We start from the raw sequence: 20,559 nt of genomic DNA on the forward strand, positions 1-20,559 counted from the left end.
CACGCAATAGTTTACCACTTAACCGTTTTTATTAACAAAGTATTGCATATTTATTGGCCGATGTCTGCGCCAGCGAGGAATGCTGCGGCGTCGCGCTGTGCTTGCACTAGTCCGATGAAGTGGACGGCACGCAGGCCGGCTTCGCGGGCACCGACGACGTTCGCGTACGTGTCGTCAAAGAACAAAATCTCATCACCGCTCCCACCGAGCGCATCGATAGCTGCCTGATAAATCGCAGGGTCTGGTTTGGCTAGGCCAAGATCGCAGGAGAAGAGCGCCGGCTCAAAAAGTGCGAGCCACGGCTTGTTTTCTTTGAGCCATGCTAAATGCGTGTGGGGAACGTTGGATAGGACTGCGGGTTTCTTGCCTTGGGCGTGGAGTTGTTCGAGCCAGGAAACCATGTCGTCATGATGATCAGCCCATGATTCGACGTCGGCCTGCTCGGTTGCGTCAACAAGTCCCGGTATTGCTAGGAAATCAACATCTAGTTCCTGGCCGATTGTGTCCAGATATTGTGCATAGTTTTGGGTGCCGGCATCGAGCGGGTCACGAAGTTGCCGATAGAGAATATCGAAGCGGTCCGCATCCACGCCGAGCTCGTCGAGCTGTGCGGCACGGTGAATGCCAGCCACTCCGGCGTCGTTTTGGATTTTCATAAATAGACCGAATAGGTCAAATAAAATTCTACGCATGGTCTTATTGTGTCACGTTTATGGCGTAAAGATATATTGCCATTCGCTAAAATAGTCATATGCAGAAATCTTCTCAACTTCCATTAAAAAGCGTAAAAACCGCAACTTTCTTCATTGACGAATCTGGTTCTAAATCTTCAGCAGGAAAATTTTTTGTTATTGGATCAGCGAAAACATATCTTCCAGGTAAACTCTCTTGGGAGATGCGCCATATTCGAGAGCGACATTCATTTAAGGACGAATTTAAATTCACTAAAGTAAAAAACGATACGTTACCCATATATAAACAGCTCATCGATGTCGCTTTTGCGACAAGAACTTTACTCGGAGCGTTTGTTCTAGATTCTCGGGACTCGGACCAATTTGGAGAACGGCCGACTTGGGCGGTGCAAGCACAATTAACTGCCCAACTTATTCGTGGAACCCTCAAACACGGCGAGCTTGGCACTGTTGTTGCTGATGTGATTACCACTCCGAAAGGAATTTCACTAGCAGAATCTGTCAAGAATCAAATAAATTCTCAGCTTGATTGCTTAGCTATCGTTGGTGCGATGGATATTGATTCGAGAGCTAGCACAGAATTACAGTTAGCCGATCTCTTCGCTGGCGCAGTCAATTATGAACGTAAGTCATTAGCAGGCCTTACCCAAGGCGATATTCATGGTTCCTCGCCAAAAGGGAAACTTGTTCGCCATATCCAAGCAGTATATGGATTAGATAGCTTTGATGACGCTAAGCAGTACCTTGTGAGCATAAAAACCGCACAGACTAGATAATATCTCCGCTGTTACGATATGCTGATCTTAATGGTGGTCCTGACTGTTACGGTCTGTAGCTACCTCAGTAGTCCTGACTGGTATGGTCTGTAGCTACTCGAAGGGGTTTCCCCGGTAAACTTCATGTGGGTGCGTTGGTTTTAACGCACCCACACTCATATCTATATCTATTTCCGCTTTTTCGCCCGGCGTGTGGGTTCGGCGTGAGCGGGGTCCTCGGGCCAGGGGTGGCGTGGGTAGCGTCCGCGCATGTCGGCTCGCACGCCCGCATATGGCCCGGCCCAGAATGAGGCTAGATCGCTGGTGATCGCTAGTGGCCGCTGTGCCGGTGACAGGAGTTCTAACGTGACCGGAACGCCGCAGATTTGCGGGGTGCCCTCCCACCCGAATGCTTCTTGGATCCGCATCCGAGCCCGCGGGCCAGAATCGGAATAGTCAACTCGTACAGTGCCGAGCGGGGTTGGGATGCGTTCGGGGGCGAGTTCGTCAAACCGATGAGCATACTCCCAAGGTTTGAGGGCGTCGAGCGCGCCGGCTAGGTCTATTCCGCGCGCGGTGACGAACGGCATCAGCCAGGTGTCCAAGGTTTGTTCAAGAACAGCATCAGACACATCGGGCCATGGCTCGCCTAGTACTTGGCGCAAGAATCCAAGCCGGGCGCGGGTTGCGCGTAACGCATCGGTCCATGGCAGACTCTCGATTCCGGTTGATCGAATCCGCCCGATTCGCGTCTGCACTTTTTCCTCATCGGTGAGCGTGACTGGCGTGCGGGTAAGTTCGATCGCGCCGAGCCGGGTGACCCGATATCCGCGCATGGTTTCGTTGTCAATCACGGTTTCGTTGGTAACGAGGTGGCGTGCTACATTCTGAGCAATATCCGCATCGATCGGCACAGCCGCATAGATCATGGCGTCGGCACGTCCTTGGGCTTGTCCGAGGTCTGCGATTGCGAGCCATTCTTCGCCGGTCAGTGGTGATCCGGGCGGCAGGAGCGCGCCGCGCCCGTTCGCTAACACGTATCCTTGCCCGCGAGCGCGTGCCACCCATTGCGGGTGAGCTAGTCCGACGACGGCGCCCACGGCATCGTCCCATGTCCAGTCTCCGGTCTCGCGCGGTGCATCCGGGATGAGTTGGGTGGTCAAGGCGCGCAACCTCCGTACTTCTCTGGTGACGTCGTGCTGGTGCCGGTTGGCGCGTAACCCACTGGCAAGATCAGCGTTTGAGATTCGCATATTGACGGAGAGGAATCCGACGACGTCGGTAGCCACGCTCGTCCCAACCAGGGTACTGCCGTCAATGAGGGCACGGGCCAAATGAGCTCCGAGGGGCAACTGCGAGACGAGGCGTCCGCGGGAGGTGATGGCGCCGTCGTCGTCGATCAGTCCTAGCGCGTGTAGCTGGGTGCGGGCGTGCGCAAGATTTTCAGGGTTCGGTTCGTCAAGCAGACGCAACCCGGCCATGTTCGGCGCACCCCACGCTGCGCATTGGAGCAGGACGTCGGTCAGGTCAGCGGTGCGGATTTCGGGAGGTGAGTATTGTGGTGCGCGGGCGGCGGGAATACAGCGATAGGCGACGCCGGGTCCTTCGCGTCCGGCGCGGCCGGAGCGTTGGGTCATTGAGGCTTGCGAGGCATGCACGGTCACTAGTCCGCCAACTCCGGCGTCGACTCGTGCTTGGCGGGCGAGCCCGCTGTCTACCACAACTCGCACCCCGGGAACTGTGAGTGATGATTCGGCTAAGGCGGTGGCAACAATGATTCGGTCTTCGCGGGCGTCGAGGACGCGGTCTTGTTCAGTGGCGCTCAACTGCCCGTGTAATGCCATAACTGGTAGGTCTATCCCGGAGAGCCGGTCTATGACGGCATGTATTTCGCGCACTCCGGGTACGAATACGAGGATCGATCCGGCGCACTCGCGCCGGGCTTGGAACACAACGTTGGCTATATGGTTGAGGAATTCGTCGGCGACGACGATTGCGCCCGCGCGGGTGGCAGTGAGGGCCTGTGGGCCGGGAGTGTCTCGGACGTCTACCGGATGGATTGCACCGGGAACGTTGATTATCGAGCCGCCGAGGAGCTGAGCTGTTTGTTCTAGCGCGATAGTGGCAGACATGGCGATAATGCGCAGATCGGGACGCAACGCGGTTTGTACATCGAGGGCGAATGCGCAGGCTATATCGGTGTCAACGTCGCGTTCGTGAATTTCGTCGATGATTACGCAGCCGACGCCGGGCAGTTCCGGATCGCTGTGTAGCATGCGTAGCAGTACGCCTGGCGTAATCATTTCGATAGCACTGCCGGGCTGGGTTTCGCCGCGCACCCGGTAGCCTATCTGTTTGCCGACCGATTCGCCAAGGAGCGAGGCGATCCGCCGGGCGGCTGCCCGGGCTGCCACCCGCCGCGGTTGCACAACCAAGACTTTGGGAGAATCAGATTTTGCCAGTTGTTCTGCAATAACTATTGGGACGAGCGTAGTTTTACCGCTACCGGGCGGAGCTGCGATAACAAGGTTTCCATCCGTTGCCGCAATATCAGCTAGTGCCCCAGCTACCGGCAGTGCTGGCGGATTGGCACAAATATCTGAAAAATTCACGCTTTAATAAGTGATTGGACCGCACCCAGAACGGATGAGCGTACCTCATGCAGTTCCAACCCATCATCCAAGGCCCGCAATCCACAATCCATCAAGCTACGAGTGATACGCGCATTCATCGGCGCTGCAACCGGATCAATTTGATCCCACAGCTTCACGATCTGCATAGCCAACTCGCGATGAAAATTCACCACCGACGGCGGCAAACTCTCCATCGATTCAAATGCTTCCGGCGTGAGTTTAGTCGTTTTTAATACGTTAATGAGCCACTGGTGTCCGGTTTCCGCGCCTAGTTCCATACTTACATCGACCAGCGCGATAAGTTTCTCAGATGGTACGTCCGCAGCTTCCATAGCCGCCGTCGCCCGCTCTTTCCACGCTGGCAGATAACGTTCGAGCACCAGCAACCGTAGATGATCCACGGACGGAACATAACGGTAAATAGAATTACGTGCGATCCCAGCTTTTTTCGCAACAGCACCTGCAGTAAAGGGAAGGTTATCGGGGGAACGCAAAATTTCCTCAGCAGAATTCACCAGTTTTTCAAACACGATATCGTGATGTTCTTTAACTGTCGGCGCTGAAATCCGGGGCATCGTACGTCCTTTCTTCCCACTATGACGCCAATGGCGTATCTGTACATTTAAAACCTACATACAAGGGTACCCTGTTTTCGCCCAAGTTCATCTCCCCAAAGTCCCGCGTTATTTCTTTGGGTGTGGTGGAGGTTCGTGGGACAATACTTCCATGGACTTTATGACGTGGGCGCACAACGTAGCTTCAGCTCATCCGCAGCTTCAAGACGCGATTGTGACAACAAATGACGAATGGCTAGACATTCTATTAGCCGATGGGCGTTCTTTTCGTTTTCGTCCCGGGGCGTTAATCCGCCAAGATTCTCCCGAGTCCACGCGTACCGATATCCTCAACCGGCTCCTCACCATCGGCATTGAGCAAGCGGTTCCTCCGGCTACCCCTACCAATACGCCAGAGACATCACCGCATCCTAGCCTGATGAACACTGACCACGGAACAGATACGCTTCCGCTTGCGCCAGAACCAGACGATGACGTGGACGACGGCGAACCTCGGCTCCTACCTATCGTTGACGCTGCCCCGTTCTTCCTACACTCACATCACGACGGCGACTCCATCGTCTACTTACCACTGACGGACTTCATCGCCGTCGGACTCGTCAATGACACCAAGAACTATGAACGTCCTGTTTACTATTCGCATTTAGCAGATAGTATGCGTGACGTTGGCGAAGTCATGAGTGAAGCAGTCATGAACCTCCGCTCTTTTACTGGGGAGGAACGGCACATGATTGAGATGGGTGTTGCCACCATCGGCAACGGGCAAGTCATGTCTTTCATGAAACCCGAAGGCTACCAGCTTTCCTGGTGGTGCGATGTAGAGATGATGCATAAGATCTCTGAACACATCACCGCTGATCGGCCCGGCGATATTCCGCTCTTCATCCCGATTTCTCGCACCCAGTTCTATATCGTTTTCGCAGACGATCCGCATCTGATCGACGTCGTCAATGCCCTACTCGAAACCAGCGACACATCAACGATGGTTTACCCGTTGCCGCACACCCTCGCCGCTGACGGCTGGCGCGAATGGGTCCCTTTCCCAGGAGACGAGCTCTCTCAGGCACTAAGCCAGTTACGAACCCAATACCGCCAAGCAATCTACAATGCCCAAGTCGATCTTATGAATCGTTGGGGAGACTTCGGCAGTCTGAAAAGCTACCGCATCACCCACATACCAACTGGCGAATCGGTCGGCCTAGCCACCTGGGATGCCACCGATGGTCACGGCTCTGTTCCAGACACAGACATGATCACCTTCACTCGGCAAGCCTCCCCACACCCGTGGGAAGACGCGCCTGAATTATCGATCACTCTCCGGTCACACGTGGCACGTGAAATATGGTCAGATGGTTTCGAACGCGACCCGGATGCGTGGCCACCGCGCTGGAACATCGCCGGATTCCCCGATGCTGACACCATCGAACAGTTACGCCGAGCAACCGATCGCGAATTCTAGACCACGCTCTTAGATATCGCGCTTGCCGTAAAACCGGCCCAGAGTTTCTTCCTTAAACTCCCAGTAAGTTCCGGATTCCATGTGGTGGCGAATATCGTCCACAAGTTTGATCGTGAAGTACTCGTTGTGGATAGTCGTCAACGTATTCACAACCATTTCCTTCGCCTTAAACAAGTGATGGAGATAGGCCTTCGTGTAATGCGTACAGGTGTAGCATTCACACCCGTCAACCAGTGGAGTGAAATCACGCCGATGCCGAGCACGATTAACATTAAACCGGCCATCTGGCGAATAGATCGCCGCATTGCGCGCCACCCGGGACGGATTAACGCAATCAAACGTATCTATCCCGTTTTCCACCCCAACAAACAAATCGTCAGGTTCCGAAATACCTAGCAGATGACGTGCCCGATCTTCCGGAAGCTCCTCGTTCACCCAGCCCACAATAGTGCCCAGGTTTTCCTTCTCTAACGCACCGCCAACACCGAAGCCGTCAAAGCGCTGACCGTCGATCTCCATATTTCCCAGATCGCGCGCAGCTTTACGGCGCAAATCCTCATATTGAGCGCCCTGAATCACGCCGAACAACTGCTGATACGGCTTGCCCTCGCGCTCTTCGGTGAGCTGTTTATGCGCCCGCAAACACCGCTGTGCCCACAACCGGGTACGCTCCAAAGCCTCTTCTTGATAACCACGCGAGTTCAACAAGGTTGTGAGCTCATCGAAGGCAAAAATAATGTCTGCGCCCAGCTCATGCTGAATACGCATCGAGACTTCCGGGGTAAAACGATGCTTCGAGCCGTTCAAATGCGAACGGAACCAGACGCCGTCGTCGTCAACATTAGCGAGACGTTCTTTCTTTCCCGCAACCTGACCATCAACATGAGCCTTGCCGTTAAACTCTTCCGAAAGAACTTTCTTGAAGCCAGAGCCCAGGCTCAACACCTGAAAACCGCCTGAATCCGTGAACGTCGGTCCGTGCCAGTTCTCAAACGCAGCGACGCCACCAGCTTCATCAACGATGTCCGAACCAGGCTGCAGATACAGATGATAGGCGTTAGACAACAACGCCTGCGCACCAATCTCTCGCATCGTTTCCGGAAGCACCGCCTTCACGGTCGCCTTCGTCGCAACCGGAATGAACGCCGGAGTCTGAATATCACCGTGCGGCGTGTGAATCGTACCAGTACGGCCAAGGTGATCCTCAAGCCGCGTCTTAATATCAAACATGTTCTTCTTCCTCAAAGCTAACTATTAGCCCTGCACATCAACTGTAATAACAGTAGAGCCGTCAGCTACCGAAATCTCTTGCGTGACCGGATAACTACTGCCGTCACTAGCGCCGATCGTCTGCCCCGGCAACAGATAACTATCACCCATCACAATGTAGTTAGCGGTGTTTTCGATAAAAGCAGCCGTCTTCTCAAGAGCCGGCCCGCCACTAACTTCCACATCTAAATGACCAAACAACGGCAACCCCAGCGTGCGCGCCCGGCTTGTAGGCCCGTCAGCCAACCGGATATTAATCCACAACGGAAGCGGTGCTTGCCCAGAAGTCAAGGATTCCGCGAGCGCTTGGACCATCTGTGGCGGATGGATCACCCCGAGCTCATGCCGGTACACCCCGATCGCAGCCGGCTCACGCATCAACGCATCGGCTACCTGAGTGTAAGCAATATGTGCTGATACCATGCGATGCCGGCGCATCAGCTCAGGCGCATTATCGCCATGGAGCTCTTGTTCCCCGGCAAGCGTGCCTTCAACCATCCCAGCCAACGGAGCATAGAAAGTCATCGCCACATGAGTATGGTGTTCTGGTAGCTGACCTTTATCTAACTCGAGCTGGCCAGTAACCGGAGTGATCATCACTTGGACACCTTGTAGCCGGAACGTCAGGAGTTCCCCGCTGAGTCCGCCAGTAGCTGCCGCATCCACGCTCACCCATTGCGGGTCCACATCTTCACCCCACACGTCACGGATTCGTTGCATCGCTGCCCCCACATCGATCGGAGCAGAAAACAAAGCGGCCGCAGTGAGATATTCGGGCGCGGTTGGATGAATAGCGTCGATTCCAAGATGATTCATAGCATAATTCTACGGGAGCTTTATTCGGAAGGCTCTCTCAAGTTCCCTGATGTGTTGCGAACTTCGATCAGTTGTGGGACAGCTTCCGGTATTGCCCGTCGAACCCGATCCCACACCTGTTGTTTAATCGTTGTGAGTGCACCTTCGGGAATGAAGGATTCGACGTCGAAACGGGTCACTTCAATCAACGACATTCCGCTGCGGAAGGATACATATTTCGCGTCTTTAATTACTGCCATCACAACAGATGCCGAATAGAGCGCGTCACGTTGGGTATCTTCATCAGTGAGGTTAGTTTTTTTAAGATTAACATTGATGCCTTGGTCGGCAATCCCGATGTTGATGATTCTGTCATTTAACGGCAGTGTCCGCATGAGCGCAAAGGTATTGGCTTGATCGCCAATATAGTCGGATACGTAGATACGCGAACCAGAAATATTGTGAGTGCGATATGACAACGACGATTTCGGCTCACTATCCATCTGAAATTGGTTGCTCGACACCAAACGATAGACGCCCCAGAACGCGGCCGAAACGATAATAACAACAATGACCAAACTAGCGATTGTACGCCAATGGGAAAAACCAACCCTCATGCTTGTCAAAATACCACCTTTCCCGTGCGCGCCGTAAACTGAGAAGTGTTTACCGTGCTTAGCCACTGGAAGGTATGATTATGTCGGTCCCGTTTATTGTTGGCGCTTATGCCTCGCTACCTACAGCTTTGCCCGAACAGGAAGAATATTATGCAACGTTAGGCGCGCAGTCATGGGTGAACGGGCTAGAGATTCCGTTCCGTAACTCGATCACTGACGATCCGGCTTGGTTCGCGGCCCAGCTCCCTGATCATTTCCACGTCAACGTTTTAACCCCTATTCCGGGCACAATGCAGCGCGTCGGCGCCGATCCCGCTTTCGGATTGGCCTCGCCCGACGACGCCGGACAGGCTGCTGCTCTCGATTTCCTTCTCAACGCTTCGTGGGCGATCAAGGAAGTCAACGATGCTGCCGGCCGGCAAATCTTCACCCACGTAGAGTTACACTCAGCCCCAACAGGAAACGCACATCTCGATCCTTTCTTACATTCGCTAGATATCATTTCACAGTGGGATTGGGACGGCGCCCAACTCGTCATCGAGCATCAAGACGAATTCATCCCGGGACAGTTGGCTCAGAAAGGTTTCCTGAGCTTAGCCGATGAAATCAAGGCAGCAACTGAACGAAATATGCCTATCGTGATTAACTGGGGACGGTCAGTTATCGAAGGGCGCAGCACCGATACCCCACTAGCGCACGTCCAACAAGCCGGTGCGGCTGGCGTCCTCGGCGGTGTTATTTTCTCGGGCGCACACAGCGAAGCCAACAGTTTCGGTCCAGCATGGAATGATGACCATATGCCATTGCATGACGATGAACCGTCGTCGTTAATGACTGTCCAAAATGTCACTGACGTTGCCAACGCCACCCGGCAATATCCTGTTAACTTCCTCGGAGCTAAGGTAAGCATTCGTCCCGAGGTGTCGTTATCTACTAGGCTGGACATGATCCGTCGAATTGCGGCGGCAGCCCAGGTAAAGACCGGTTCGCAGATAGGTTGAATTGATGAACCAACGTAAAGTAATTGCTTCACTTGTTGCCCTTCTAACTGTGGCAGCACTCGTTGTCAGCATGATTGTTGCCGGAGTTTTTTCGTCTAAAACTCCGTCCGCGCCGAAGGCAGATTCGTCGTCGTCAACCAGCGAACCACAAAAACCAGCCGAGCTTTCCCCAGAAGTAAAGAAACTCATCGAGCAACAGCATCGCCTCAACCCAGATGATCCGCGTGCACTCGGTTCGCTTGACGCACCCGTCGTGATCGAAATGTATTCTGACTATCGTTGCGGACACTGCCGGGACTGGTCGCTCAACACTCTGCCCGAGCTTCAAAGCTTTATCGACGACGGCACGGTTCGCATCGAATACAACTCGCTACCAATTCTTGGCGATGAGTCGGTACTTATTGCGCAAGCGTCCCACGCAGCCGCGCTACAAAACAAATTCTGGGAATACCACCACGAACTTTTTGCTAACCCGCCAGAACCAACTGCCGAAGCCCTCACTGAGCTAGCTGGAAAAGTTGGAATGGACACTGACAAGTTCACCGCCGATCTGCAATCCGAAGAAACTGTGAACGCAGTGAACGAAGAACGTACCCACGGCCAGGCACTTGGTATTTCGAGTACGCCGTCATTCATCGTCGGCTACTCGTTCCTCGCCGGCGCCTACCCTGTCGATCAGTTTAATCAGATCATTAACGCAGAACTTAAACGCCCAGAAAATCAGAAGTGAAATAAGGATTCCTATGTCATTCAAACGGTTTATCGCGCGAACATTTCAACGGTTTTCTCGTTGGACAATTGATGTGGACACGTTACCGCCAAAGGCTGTAGTGATCGGTGCACCACACACATCGAACTGGGATGCGCTCTACATGCTCATGGCATTTTGGCACGCGGACCGCAACCTTCGGTTCCTCATCAAGAGCTCGTACATGCGTCAGCCAGTTGGCTCTTTTATCCGCGCGGTAGGTGGCGTGGGCGTCGATCGTAATTCGTCGCACGGCATGGTTCACAACATTGTTGAGCATGCGCAATCCGTTGAACACTTTGCTCTCTGCGTGGCACCTAAAGGCACTCGTGGATACCGTGACACCTGGAAATCCGGGTTCTACTACATCGCACTAGAAGCTGGCATCCCAGTGGTTTTCGGCTTCGTCGATTCGGCAACCAAAACGTATGGTTGGCGTGGGTCAATGATGCTCACCGGAGATGTCGCAGCAGACATGGAAAAGATTCGTGAGTTTTATGCCGACAAAGTTGGCATCCACCCGGAGCTAACTTCAGTTCCACGGTTGCGTGCCGAAATTGAAGAAGGAGAAATAAGCCAATGACTCATCTTCGATCTGGTTTTAATATTCCCGAACTAGGATTCGGAACCTATCAGGTTGCACAAAAAGACGCAGCCGACCTCGTCCAGCAGGCTTTTGCCATCGGATACCGCCATATTGATACGGCACAAATGTACGGCAACGAAGATGGGGTGGGCCGGGCGATCGTCGAATCCGGTATTCCGCGCCAGAGCCTTTTTATTACCACGAAGCTCGACAACCCGAACCATGAACCCGAGCAGGTCTACACTTCCTTCGCTCAGTCGCTGGCAAAATTACGCACCGATTACGTTGATTTGTTCTTGATGCACTGGCCACTGCCAATGCATTACGACGGCGATTTCATGCAGACCTTTGCCGCGATGGAGGACCTAGTGGCTGAGGGTCATCTGCGTTCAGTTGGTGTCTCGAATTTCCAGATTTCGCACTTGGAGCAGTTGATTGCAGCCGGCACTGGGGTTCCGGTGATTAACCAGATTGAGATTCACCCGTATTTCCAAAACCGTCAGGTGGTTGAGTACTGCCGGACTGCTGGAATTGTGGTTGAGGCGTGGTCGCCGTTGGGCCGGGGCAAGGATCTGTTGGATCCGGTTATTATCGAGATTGCGAAAAAGCATGACGCCACCCCGGCACAGGTTGTGTTGGCTTGGCATCGTTTAGAAGGTTTCGTGGCGATTCCGAAAGCGTCGAGTTTGGCTCGTCAGCGCGAGAATTTCAATTCGTTGGGTGTGGTTTTGGACGACGGCGATCTGGCTGCTATCCGCGCTCTTGATCGCGGCGAAGACGGCCGAATGGGACCAAACCCTGACGTATTCGCGAAGATGTGATGATGGTCAGTGCGCACGAGGCTTTCGAGCCGGCGTTAGAGTTTGTGCACCGGCATCTGCTCAGTGACGAACGAGTAGTAGACGGGAAAACTGTTAGTGCTGGCTCACGCCGGTACCGTTTTGAGCATAGCCTTCGGGTGGCTCGTATCGGGCGGTTAGTAGCACAGGGCGAAGGGCTTGACGAACATCTTCTCGCATTGGGGTGTCTACTTCATGATGTGGGCAAGTTCGATGCCCAACGTCCAGTCGATCACGGCCGGGCAGGCGCCCTAACAGCAAATGATTTTTTGCGAGAACTAGGACTCGCTGATAGCCAGCGTCTCGAGATCGTCCAAGGTATTGCGATGCACACGGATGATCTGTGGAATCCACGCCCGGATGACCAAGGTACGTGCTGTGATAGCGCAGGGCGACCATATCTCGTATTCGATCACGAACCTAGCGTTTTGGCGCAATCTATCGGAGACTGCGACAATATTGATAGGTTCGGGGCTTACCGAGTAGCGGATACTCTCAAATATGTGAAGTTCTTGGAATTAACCACAGCCCAGCAGCAAGCGTGGCTCTCGTCTTATCAAACTAAGCTTGATCGGCTGTGGGAACAGGAATGCTCGACTGCTACTGCTACGCAGTTGTGGCGCGAAGCAGTAGATGTGCAACGTGCATTCTTTGGCCGGCTAGCTGCCGAGGTGACAGCTTAATAATCTTCTGCGGCTGCATAGTTCGCAAAGCGCGTGAGTGAGCCCTGGAATTCGAGCTCAATATCGTCTGCGGTTGGACCGGATCGATTCTTACCCACAATGATTTGTGCTGGCGGAAGCGCACCCATTTCGTCCCGGTCTTTCGGCCGGTTAATGAGGATAACGACGTCGGCATCCTGTTCGAGCGAACCGGATTCACGCAAGTCCGATACTTGTGGTTTCTTAGAATCTCGCCGTTCGGTTTCACGGTTGAGCTGGGCGATCGCAATAATAGGTATCTCCAGTTCTTTCGCAAGAAGCTTGATGGAACGGGAAAATTCGGAGACTTCTTGCTGGCGTGATTCGGGACTACGTCCGCCTGAGGTGAGTAGCTGCAGGTAGTCGATCACGATCAGCTCGATTTTTTGTTGCTGCCGCATTCGGCGGGCTTTGGACCGAATCTCCATCATGGTGAGATTCGGGGAATCATCAACATAGAGCGGAGCAGACGCTACTCGTTCCAAGGTTCGCGAAATACGTTCCCAATCGCGCTGTTCGAGTTCACCAGCGATGAGTTTCGAGAGCCAAACCTCTGATTCGGCAGCAAGCATACGCATTGCTAGTTCGTTGCGGTTCATTTCGAGGGAGAAGAATGCAACTGGTTTGCCATCTTTAATCGCGATATGACGGCAGAAGTCCATCGCAAGCGTTGTTTTACCCATACCTGGGCGTGCGGCCACAATAATCATCTGGTTCGGGCGTAACCCTAGCAAAACCTTATCTAAATCGTGGAAACCAGTAGCTAATCCGGCTAGTTGTCCATCACGTGCAGAGTTCAGTTCGAGTTCTTCAACAAGGCCCGGGATGATCTCATAAAGGGAGGCATAATCGTTGGTAGTTTTTGTGTCGCTCATGGCATACACCTCGGATTGAGCGAGGTTGAGGAGTTCGGCTACATCCCCGCCGTCAGTTGTGTATCCCAGCTGTGCGATTCGTGTTCCGGTTTCAACCAGCCGTCGCAACACAGCTTGATCGTGGACGATTTGTGCATAATATGAGGCATTGGCAGCAGTTGGCACGGCTGAAACGAGATCGTGGAGAACTGCACGTCCACCAATTTGTTCGAGTTTTCCTTGGCGTTGAAGTTCGGCGGCTACCGTGATGGCGTCTGCAGGCTGCCCAGCACCGAAGAGGTCAAGAATCGTAGTGAAGATTGTGCCGTGTGCAGGGCGGTAAAAGTCTTGTGCATCAAGCATCTCTAACACGTCAGCTAATGCGTCTTTACTGAGCATCATGCCACCCAAGACGGAACGTTCAGCCTCGATATCGTGTGGCGGGGTACGTTCGAATTGGGAATTTGACATATCACTCACGAGAATTCCTTACGGTGTTCTTCTATTTGCTGGTAGTTCACAGGTAATTATGGCGCATTTTGCGCCCATATGCTGGTGTTATCCACATCGATTAATACCATATGCACCTGACTTACCCACACCCCTGCGATTACTTTAACTATTACTGTGGATAAATAAGGTGGATTTGTGCATAACTCTGAGGATAACTCAATAGGTTATCCACAGATTTTCACAATGTTATCCACCATGGTGGAGAAATAAAGAAAATCCGCTGGAAATCCGCGATTATTTTTTCCACTAATGTGGACAACCTGCGAGTATCTTCTTTCTCGTTGCAAAAGTTAACCACAACTAGATGTCAACCACTTTAACTATCGGCGTGTCTGCGTGTTCGGCATCGTTTCGATAGGCTTCTAATAGCAAACAATTCACCAGCTTCAGGAAGGCCAGAACAGACATGGCTAATAACGACCTACCCCATGTTGATTCATCTATTCTCCGACTAGCATTGCCTTCTCTGGGAGCCCTCCTAGCTGAACCCCTCTTAGTTGCGGTAGATACCACGATGATTGGCCGTCTCCCGGGCGTCTCTCCACTCGCTGGTTTATCGTTAGCATCCACGATCCTAACTACCCTCGTAGGTCTGTGCATTTTCCTCACCTACGCCACCACGGCAGCAACGGCACGGTCAGTCGGTAGCGGGGATAAGAAACATGCTTACCGCCTTGGCCTTGACGGCATGTGGCTCGCCGTCGGACTCGGCATCATTTTAGGTCTCGTTCTATTCTTTGCTGGCGAGATAATTATTGGCTGGTTCAGTCCGTCGTCGTCGGTATCAAACCAAGCCCAAGCCTATCTGCACGCAAGTTCCTGGGGGCTACCCGGAATGCTCCTCGTGCTCGCAGCGACCGGAACCTTGCGCGGCTTCGGCGACACAAAAACGCCCTTCGTCGTCGCAACTGCTGGTGCGCTGGCAAACATTCCGCTCAACGCGTTCTTAATCTACGGGCTAGGCTTAGGAATCGTCGGCGCAGGACTCGGCACAGCAACTGCACAGACACTTATGGCAGGTGCACTGACGTGGATAATCGTGAGCCGAGCACGGCACTCCGGAGCGGCCGTTATCCCGTCTGGCGGTGGGGTGCTACGGTCCTTATCTGAAGCAGTCCCGCTTATTATCCGGACTGCTTCGTTGCGCTCGGCGATCCTCTTACTGATTGCGGGCACGTCCGGGCTGGGAGCGATTGCGCTAGCAACGAATCAGATCGTGATGACACTCTGGAACTTCATGTCCTATGGTTTAGACTCACTCGCAACAGCCGCCCAAATCCTGGTTGGACAGGCGCTTGGGTCAGGTGAGCCGGCCCGTGTTCGCCACATTTTAGACCGATGTGTGCTGTGGGGACTGTGGGTTGGTGTGGGCCTCGGCGTGATTATGGTGGGACTTTCTTTTGTGGTCCCGTGGATTATGAGTGGCGACGACGACGTTCGCACCCTTTCCCGGACTGTCCTATGGGTAGCTGCTGCGGCCCTGCCGTTAGCATCATTAGCGTTCATGCTCGATGGGGTTTTGATTGGTGCTGGTGATACGCGCCGGTTGGCATGGTACATGCTCATTACGTTGGCTGCGTTCGCTCCGATTGCCGGTGCAGTTTTGTGGTGGCCGGAATCCTTTGGACAGACCTGGGGAATGGTGACGCTGTGGCTGGGCTATGGTGGCGTGACTATGGCTGTTCGTGCGGGCACGCAGTTTGCTCGTACTCGCGGCACTGCATGGATGCATCTATAGATGACGTCTGCTCGCCGATTGCTGGTATCAGAGAGGGCACGAACCTGTGGTTCGGTTCGTGCCCTCTCTTTTAGCTTCTATAACAATATGACGTTATGAAGTTCAGCTGTGTTGGCGACGACGGAGTGCAACTGCACCAGCTAGCACACTTCCTAGGCTCAACACTGCGAGAGTATGAATCTGAATACCCGTCTTCGCTAAATCAGATCCAGATGCTTTAACAGTTGGTTTCTGAGGTTTTACATCCGTATCTACATTTTTGTCTTTAACGGGATCTTCATGCTTCTGCTCTGTTTGGTTCGGATCTTTCGTTTCAGGTTTATCTTGGGGTAGTGCAGGAACAGCTGGGATCAGCTTTGTCCACGGCACAGAGCACTTGAGCTCTTCGCGCGTCGGTGCTGTCCATGACCACTGTACTGTTGCTTCTGGCACGAAATGGGCACCGTCAGCTGGGGTAGCTTTAACAACGATGGTTTGACCATAGTCATAGACAAACTTTCCTTCATCGTTCGGTTTAATGCCTTTTCCGTCAACAAAAACTGTGTACTCTACACCCTGTTGCTCCTTTACCGTTGCAAATGGCTTGGTTGAGCAGGCTGCTGGATCGTCAGCTTTCGGATCGACAAACATCGGAAATTCCGGAGTTAGTTTTTGTTCTGGCTTTGCTACTTCTTTGACTGTCACCTTGAGAACTAGTTTGGAAGTAGAACCATCCGGGTAAGTTACATCTACATGTCCTGTTAAATCCCCTGGCGTAGTATCAGCAGTTGGCATAATAGTAAGCTTGCCGTCGGTTTCATCAATGGTTATAAATTCCGGAAGATCAGCTGAAGCGAACTTTGTTCCTGTAGGTGCTGGAATTATGTCTGAGTCGGTTAGTCTAAGCTCTACAGTTTCTCCTTGAGAAACTTCGACATCACTATAAGCTAGATCTAACACATCCGCATATTTCGGTTCGCTTTCCTCTGGTTGGGATGAAACCGAGGTAACCTCGCCATTTTTAATAACAAATTCTTGTTCCGTCACATTGCCTGCGGTATCGGTCAAACGAGCGACAATTGTTCCGTTGTTATCTGGCAGATCACGCCATTTCACAATCGAGTCTGTCTTTGGCGTATACCCGAATTTTGCTTGGGTAGTGTCTCCACGAACATGAGTGGAAATCTTTGTTAGCTTGCCTGAACCATCTTTCCAGCTAACTTCAAGACCTGCCCAATCTGGCGTTGAAGGATTGAAGAACCGATAGACTTTCTTTCCTTGATCCTCCTGAATCTTTAGGTCACTGATTGGCATCGGCCGAGCTAAAGTATCAGCCGTTTCGCCGTGAACGGTTAATCCCAGCGGACTTCCAACCGGTGTTAGTGTCACGTCTACTGGATACCCCTCAGAAACCGGAATATCAATCGTTGCATGCTGATCAGCGCACGAAACGATCTTATGGAAATCTGTCAACATCCCTTGAGCGCGATCAGCAAGTTGAGCAAAAATGACACACCGTTCGGCAGTAACTGCAGTATTCTTCCACGTTACAGTTAGGTTCTTGTCCCCATCAGCAAAAACTCGAAGCGGTTCATGTCCAGCAATAACATTATCTCCGACATGAACTTCGTCGACGGCCTTTGTCGCAATTTTTACATCACTCGGCAAACCAGCCATCGTAAATTTCACCTCTGCTGGTGCTGATAGCTGTCCATCTTTGCCGATTGCTTGTACCCGGTAAACGACGTCGTTATGTGGTGCATTCTTGACGTAGGCAAGGTTTGTAAATCCCTCATATAAATGGCTTTCAACACCGTTTTCGAGAGCACTTACTCGATAGTTGACAACATCACCGTATTCAGCTTCGTCCCAACCCAGTACAAGCTGACCATCCTCATAGACATGGTCGATATGGATATTTGTAGGGGCCTTCGGTGCCGGATCACCCGCAGTTACTGATAGGGCTCCGAGATTGAGTTGATAGTTTTGAGCTTTTTCGAACTTTAGATTGATCGAGGTTAGCGTTTTGCCAGCATAGCTGGCAAGATCTATGTTCTGAACGGACCAAGTTTCCTTATTAATATCGGCAAGTTCAACATCAACTGGGTCTTGTTCGTCCTTGAATGTTAGCTCAACATATACTTTGCCAGCATCTCCAGAAACTTGACGAGTAACAAGATTGAGCTTTGATTTTGTGTTTATTTCAAGTTGTGTCTTGTACAGACCGAAAGTCGCTTCTTTATTACTCGACCCATGGATTGCTAACGAGTTTCCCCCGTTATATGCGCCAATTGGAGTGAATGGAATGCGAGCTGCACTAGATCCGTCTTTTTGCGCTCTGATTTCTTGGTTTCCCATATCCCAGTCTGCAGTTAGCGTAGCGTTACTGTCCTCGGTTTTTACTAGCCACTGCCATGACGGAAGGATGTCTTGGGAATCCATATTCGCCCATTGCTCATTACCGGTTTTAACTCCGTCAGTCCACCAGCTTAGACCACGGCCAATATTGAAACTACTGGCAAAGGAATCCCCTGTAATAACTGAACGAGCCGGAGTGAAATCAGCTACTCCACCCCACTTCATTGTCTGAGTATTAGTTACATCAGAAATATCTTCATTCTTATTAAATCCACTCTTTAGTGGATTATTCGAACCGCCAGAGAAATAGAGGCGCTGGCGTGCATCTACCATCCATTGAAAACCATCACGCTGATGCACTGGATCGTCAGCTTTGCTCAAATCGCGGAAATCGTCGTCGAGCCCTCGATGGTAATAATCCGACGGAGTAAACAGCGCTATCGATGCTTTTGGAGAATGGTTTTCATCACTGACGTACAGCTCCGGGACGCTGGAGGCTGTGTTATGACGATTATCAAGCCTTCCCTGATTCGCTTCGACGCCGAAGAACAGATCGTGGTGTGGATCGTATCCGCCCGCCGCAGCTCCAGCAATTGTGTTATTTGCGCTTCCAGCCCATCGATAATTCAGGAATACGGAATTCATGATCTCGTTTTTCCCGGTACCCAGCCATGATGCTTTTGTTTGATCCCAGTAGGATGAACTGTTGGTGTACCACTGCGTATATAACCCATGATCGGTCAAGTATTTCATGAATGGGCGAAGTTCATCTTCAGAAAGATTAGTCTCTTCATCATTTAAGAAATAGCCGTCATAGCCATAATATTTGGCCATCTCAACGAGCTTCTTTGCAGTCTTGTACTCGCCATTCTCATCTTTTTCAAATGCCTCATGAAGAGTAAGAGCTGGCCGAAATGCGGGATCAAAGTAAATAGTAGCAATGGACTTGACGCCATTACGATGTGCCGCATTAGTCCAAGCAGGATTTGGGATATCAACGATTCCGAATTCAAATCCACGCCGCTGCCATGCGCTAGTCTTTGGATCATAGAGTGCTCGTGGGGTACCTATCGATGCACTACCATGCCACGGGCTCCAATAATCAGCGTACTGCCAGAATTGCAGAGTATGCTGGTTGGCATCATTGTTTGCTCGGAAATTGTCAAAAAAGGAGTTTCCGTAGTCTCCTTGCATTAACATAATTTCTGCTTTCCCATCCAGACTCTGATGGGCTTGAGTGGATGGGTCATGTTGAGTGCGTTGTTGGAGCGGAATATCTGAACGCATAAATGCTGCAAATGGATCAGTTTGCGGGCTCCAATCACGAACATCTTGCAGTCGATGCCCCATATTCTTCGGTTGTGCGCTCCCAAGGGACTTTTCATCTTTGTTATATACAGTATCTGCAGCTTGTGCTGACGTTGCTATTACGCTAAAACTTAGTGTGGCCGCAAGTGAAGACGCGAGGACACGTGCGGTTATTTTAGTGGAACGTCGCCGGCTTTCTTTCTTGTGCATACTTGATCCTTTCGTCATTGAATATCAAGCTCACGTTAAGCACACCACACTAAAACGATTTAGTCAAGGAAAATACAACTCTTTCTTATACGAAAATCTATGAAATTTTTTCATTATACGTAGAAAAAGAGGGGAGACTGCTTGCTGCAATCGCCCCTCTTCTTGCTTCGTATGTTTTCAGTTCACATCACTAGGGTTTCAGTTTTGTGGACGACGTCGGAGCATCACTGCACCAACAATGACAGATCCAAGACCAGTCTTTGCTAGCTGCGGCTTTTCACTAGTTACCTAATTCTCGGAAAATACAGGATTATTTCTCTTGTTTCATACTCTTAGGCGCTCATACACGTTGACAAAAATAGAAACTCTGTAAGTAATGATTAACATAACAAAGCAATTTATTCACGGAAATAAGAGTGCAGGCCCTAGAAAACTAGGGCCTGCACTCTTGTTGTCGTATTTAAGACATCACTCAGCGATGACGCTGACCTTAATGTTTGCAACCACGTCTGCGTGAAGCTTGACCTGGCCGGTGTATTCACCAACAGACTTGATGTTGGTGTGCAGGTTGACCGAGCGACGGTCAACTGGCTTACCAGCAGCTTCGGATGCTACTACAGCAACATCTGCAGTGGAAACAGCGCCGAATAGGCGACCGTTTGCACCGGCGGTCTTGGTGATGGTGAGAACGTTAGCTTCGAGAGCTTCGCGAATCTCACGAGCCTGCTCGATGTCCTCAGTTGCACGCTTACGGCGTGATGCGGCGATCTGATCGATCTGACGCTGAGCGCCCTTGGTCCACACGGTGGCGTAGCCACGTGGGAGAAGGAAGTTACGTGCGTAGCCGTCCTTAACGGTAACGACTTCGCCGGCTTCGCCTAGTTTCTCAACTTCGTGAGTGAGGATAATCTTCATATTTTATCTTCCCT

17 protein-coding genes are annotated in these 20,559 nt (G+C 51.8%); 8 read left to right on the top strand and 9 right to left on the bottom strand.

Annotated features, from left to right (window positions below):
• Positions 1-50 precede the first annotated feature (50 nt).
• Positions 51-692 (bottom strand): HAD-IA family hydrolase, encoded by a 642-nt coding sequence (locus KSO86_RS04890; RefSeq protein WP_216378481.1) that lies wholly within the window; start codon positions 690-692, stop codon positions 51-53.
• Positions 693-751: 59 nt separating this feature from the next.
• Here KSO86_RS04890 and KSO86_RS04895 point away from each other — a divergent pair, with 59 nt between their 5' ends.
• Complete coding sequence (locus KSO86_RS04895) at positions 752-1,468, top strand: DUF3800 domain-containing protein (protein WP_216378482.1); 717 nt, start codon at positions 752-754, stop codon at positions 1,466-1,468.
• A 167-nt stretch (positions 1,469-1,635) separates the two neighbouring features.
• Here the strand turns inward: KSO86_RS04895 and hrpB are convergent, their stop codons facing one another.
• Both hrpB and KSO86_RS04905 read right to left on the bottom strand, forming a co-directional pair.
• Positions 1,636-4,059, bottom strand: coding sequence for an ATP-dependent helicase HrpB (hrpB, locus tag KSO86_RS04900; RefSeq protein ID WP_216378483.1), 2,424 nt, complete (start codon positions 4,057-4,059; stop codon positions 1,636-1,638).
• Positions 4,056-4,655 (bottom strand): TetR/AcrR family transcriptional regulator, encoded by a 600-nt coding sequence (locus KSO86_RS04905; RefSeq protein ID WP_216378484.1) that lies wholly within the window; start codon positions 4,653-4,655, stop codon positions 4,056-4,058. Before KSO86_RS04905 ends, hrpB begins: the two co-directional genes overlap by 4 nt.
• Positions 4,656-4,806: 151 nt before the next feature.
• Between KSO86_RS04905 and KSO86_RS04910 the strand changes: the two genes are divergently transcribed.
• Entirely contained in the window at positions 4,807-6,114 is a 1,308-nt protein-coding gene (locus KSO86_RS04910; protein WP_216378485.1) for a hypothetical protein, read from the top strand.
• Between the two features lie 9 nt (positions 6,115-6,123).
• Here KSO86_RS04910 and tgt read toward each other — a convergent pair whose 3' ends face one another.
• From tgt to KSO86_RS04925, 3 genes are read right to left on the bottom strand one after another with little or no spacing between them, the layout of a single operon-like run.
• Positions 6,124-7,344 (bottom strand): tRNA guanosine(34) transglycosylase Tgt, encoded by a 1,221-nt coding sequence (gene tgt / locus KSO86_RS04915; protein WP_216378486.1) that lies wholly within the window; start codon positions 7,342-7,344, stop codon positions 6,124-6,126.
• Positions 7,345-7,368: 24 nt separating this feature from the next.
• A complete protein-coding gene (locus tag KSO86_RS04920; protein ID WP_216378487.1) occupies positions 7,369-8,199 on the bottom strand; it encodes a DUF4261 domain-containing protein in 831 nt (276 codons plus the stop codon).
• Between the two features lie 20 nt (positions 8,200-8,219).
• On the bottom strand, positions 8,220-8,795 hold the full coding sequence (locus KSO86_RS04925; protein WP_253280534.1) for a DUF4825 domain-containing protein: 576 nt from the start codon (positions 8,793-8,795) through the stop codon (positions 8,220-8,222).
• 80 nt (positions 8,796-8,875) lie between these two features.
• On the opposite strand from KSO86_RS04925, the gene KSO86_RS04930 reads away from it, so the two are divergent.
• Genes KSO86_RS04930 through KSO86_RS04950 form a run of 5 tightly spaced genes read left to right on the top strand, consistent with a single transcriptional unit; the run spans position 8,876 to position 12,652 of the window.
• Positions 8,876-9,796, top strand: coding sequence for a DUF4862 family protein (locus KSO86_RS04930; protein ID WP_216378489.1), 921 nt, complete (start codon positions 8,876-8,878; stop codon positions 9,794-9,796).
• 4 nt (positions 9,797-9,800) lie between these two features.
• Positions 9,801-10,526: a DsbA family protein gene (locus KSO86_RS04935; protein ID WP_216378490.1), complete on the top strand. Its 726-nt coding sequence runs from the start codon at positions 9,801-9,803 to the stop codon at positions 10,524-10,526.
• A 13-nt stretch (positions 10,527-10,539) separates the two neighbouring features.
• Positions 10,540-11,127, top strand: coding sequence for a 1-acyl-sn-glycerol-3-phosphate acyltransferase (locus KSO86_RS04940; protein ID WP_216378491.1), 588 nt, complete (start codon positions 10,540-10,542; stop codon positions 11,125-11,127).
• The gene (locus tag KSO86_RS04945) at positions 11,124-11,951 is read left to right on the top strand and encodes an aldo/keto reductase (protein WP_216378492.1); all 828 of its coding nucleotides are present in this window, start codon (positions 11,124-11,126) and stop codon (positions 11,949-11,951) included. The genes KSO86_RS04940 and KSO86_RS04945 overlap by 4 nt, the downstream gene beginning before the upstream one ends.
• A complete protein-coding gene (locus tag KSO86_RS04950) occupies positions 11,951-12,652 on the top strand; it encodes an HD domain-containing protein (protein ID WP_216431877.1) in 702 nt (233 codons plus the stop codon). Before KSO86_RS04945 ends, KSO86_RS04950 begins: the two co-directional genes overlap by 1 nt.
• Here KSO86_RS04950 and dnaB read toward each other — a convergent pair.
• Positions 12,649-13,995, bottom strand: coding sequence for a replicative DNA helicase (gene dnaB / locus KSO86_RS04955; protein ID WP_216378794.1), 1,347 nt, complete (start codon positions 13,993-13,995; stop codon positions 12,649-12,651). The two genes, KSO86_RS04950 and dnaB, sit on opposite strands and share 4 nt — an antisense overlap.
• A 448-nt stretch (positions 13,996-14,443) precedes the next feature.
• Here dnaB and KSO86_RS04960 point away from each other — a divergent pair, with 448 nt between their 5' ends.
• Positions 14,444-15,775: an MATE family efflux transporter gene (locus KSO86_RS04960; protein WP_216378494.1), complete on the top strand. Its 1,332-nt coding sequence runs from the start codon at positions 14,444-14,446 to the stop codon at positions 15,773-15,775.
• A 102-nt stretch (positions 15,776-15,877) separates the two neighbouring features.
• Here KSO86_RS04960 and KSO86_RS04965 read toward each other — a convergent pair whose 3' ends face one another.
• Both KSO86_RS04965 and rplI read right to left on the bottom strand, forming a co-directional pair.
• Positions 15,878-19,630 (bottom strand): endo-beta-N-acetylglucosaminidase, encoded by a 3,753-nt coding sequence (locus tag KSO86_RS04965; RefSeq protein ID WP_216378495.1) that lies wholly within the window; start codon positions 19,628-19,630, stop codon positions 15,878-15,880.
• Positions 19,631-20,098: 468 nt separating this feature from the next.
• Positions 20,099-20,545: a 50S ribosomal protein L9 gene (gene rplI, locus KSO86_RS04970; RefSeq protein WP_216378496.1), complete on the bottom strand. Its 447-nt coding sequence runs from the start codon at positions 20,543-20,545 to the stop codon at positions 20,099-20,101.
• Positions 20,546-20,559: the final 14 nt, after the last annotated feature.

Source organism: Arcanobacterium phocae, assembly GCF_018913465.1.
Taxonomy (GTDB): domain Bacteria; phylum Actinomycetota; class Actinomycetes; order Actinomycetales; family Actinomycetaceae; genus Arcanobacterium; species Arcanobacterium phocae_A.

What these genes read in the sequence shown, in the direction of transcription:
- KSO86_RS04910 (WP_216378485.1), top strand. Translation starts at nt 4,807, where the DNA reads ATGGACTTTATGACGTGGGCGCACAACGTAGCTTCAGCTCATCCGCAG.
- tgt (WP_216378486.1), bottom strand. Translation starts at nt 7,344, where the DNA reads ATGTTTGATATTAAGACGCGGCTTGAGGATCACCTTGGCCGTACTGGT.
- dnaB (WP_216378794.1), bottom strand. Translation starts at nt 13,995, where the DNA reads ATGTCAAATTCCCAATTCGAACGTACCCCGCCACACGATATCGAGGCT.
- KSO86_RS04920 (WP_216378487.1), bottom strand. Translation starts at nt 8,199, where the DNA reads ATGAATCATCTTGGAATCGACGCTATTCATCCAACCGCGCCCGAATAT.
- KSO86_RS04890 (WP_216378481.1), bottom strand. Translation starts at nt 692, where the DNA reads ATGCGTAGAATTTTATTTGACCTATTCGGTCTATTTATGAAAATCCAA.
- KSO86_RS04930 (WP_216378489.1), top strand. Translation starts at nt 8,876, where the DNA reads ATGTCGGTCCCGTTTATTGTTGGCGCTTATGCCTCGCTACCTACAGCT.
- KSO86_RS04965 (WP_216378495.1), bottom strand. Translation starts at nt 19,630, where the DNA reads ATGCACAAGAAAGAAAGCCGGCGACGTTCCACTAAAATAACCGCACGT.
- KSO86_RS04895 (WP_216378482.1), top strand. Translation starts at nt 752, where the DNA reads ATGCAGAAATCTTCTCAACTTCCATTAAAAAGCGTAAAAACCGCAACT.
- rplI (WP_216378496.1), bottom strand. Translation starts at nt 20,545, where the DNA reads ATGAAGATTATCCTCACTCACGAAGTTGAGAAACTAGGCGAAGCCGGC.
- KSO86_RS04950 (WP_216431877.1), top strand. Translation starts at nt 11,951, where the DNA reads ATGATGGTCAGTGCGCACGAGGCTTTCGAGCCGGCGTTAGAGTTTGTG.
- KSO86_RS04905 (WP_216378484.1), bottom strand. Translation starts at nt 4,655, where the DNA reads ATGCCCCGGATTTCAGCGCCGACAGTTAAAGAACATCACGATATCGTG.
- KSO86_RS04935 (WP_216378490.1), top strand. Translation starts at nt 9,801, where the DNA reads ATGAACCAACGTAAAGTAATTGCTTCACTTGTTGCCCTTCTAACTGTG.
- KSO86_RS04960 (WP_216378494.1), top strand. Translation starts at nt 14,444, where the DNA reads ATGGCTAATAACGACCTACCCCATGTTGATTCATCTATTCTCCGACTA.
- KSO86_RS04940 (WP_216378491.1), top strand. Translation starts at nt 10,540, where the DNA reads ATGTCATTCAAACGGTTTATCGCGCGAACATTTCAACGGTTTTCTCGT.
- KSO86_RS04945 (WP_216378492.1), top strand. Translation starts at nt 11,124, where the DNA reads ATGACTCATCTTCGATCTGGTTTTAATATTCCCGAACTAGGATTCGGA.
- KSO86_RS04925 (WP_253280534.1), bottom strand. Translation starts at nt 8,795, where the DNA reads ATGAGGGTTGGTTTTTCCCATTGGCGTACAATCGCTAGTTTGGTCATT.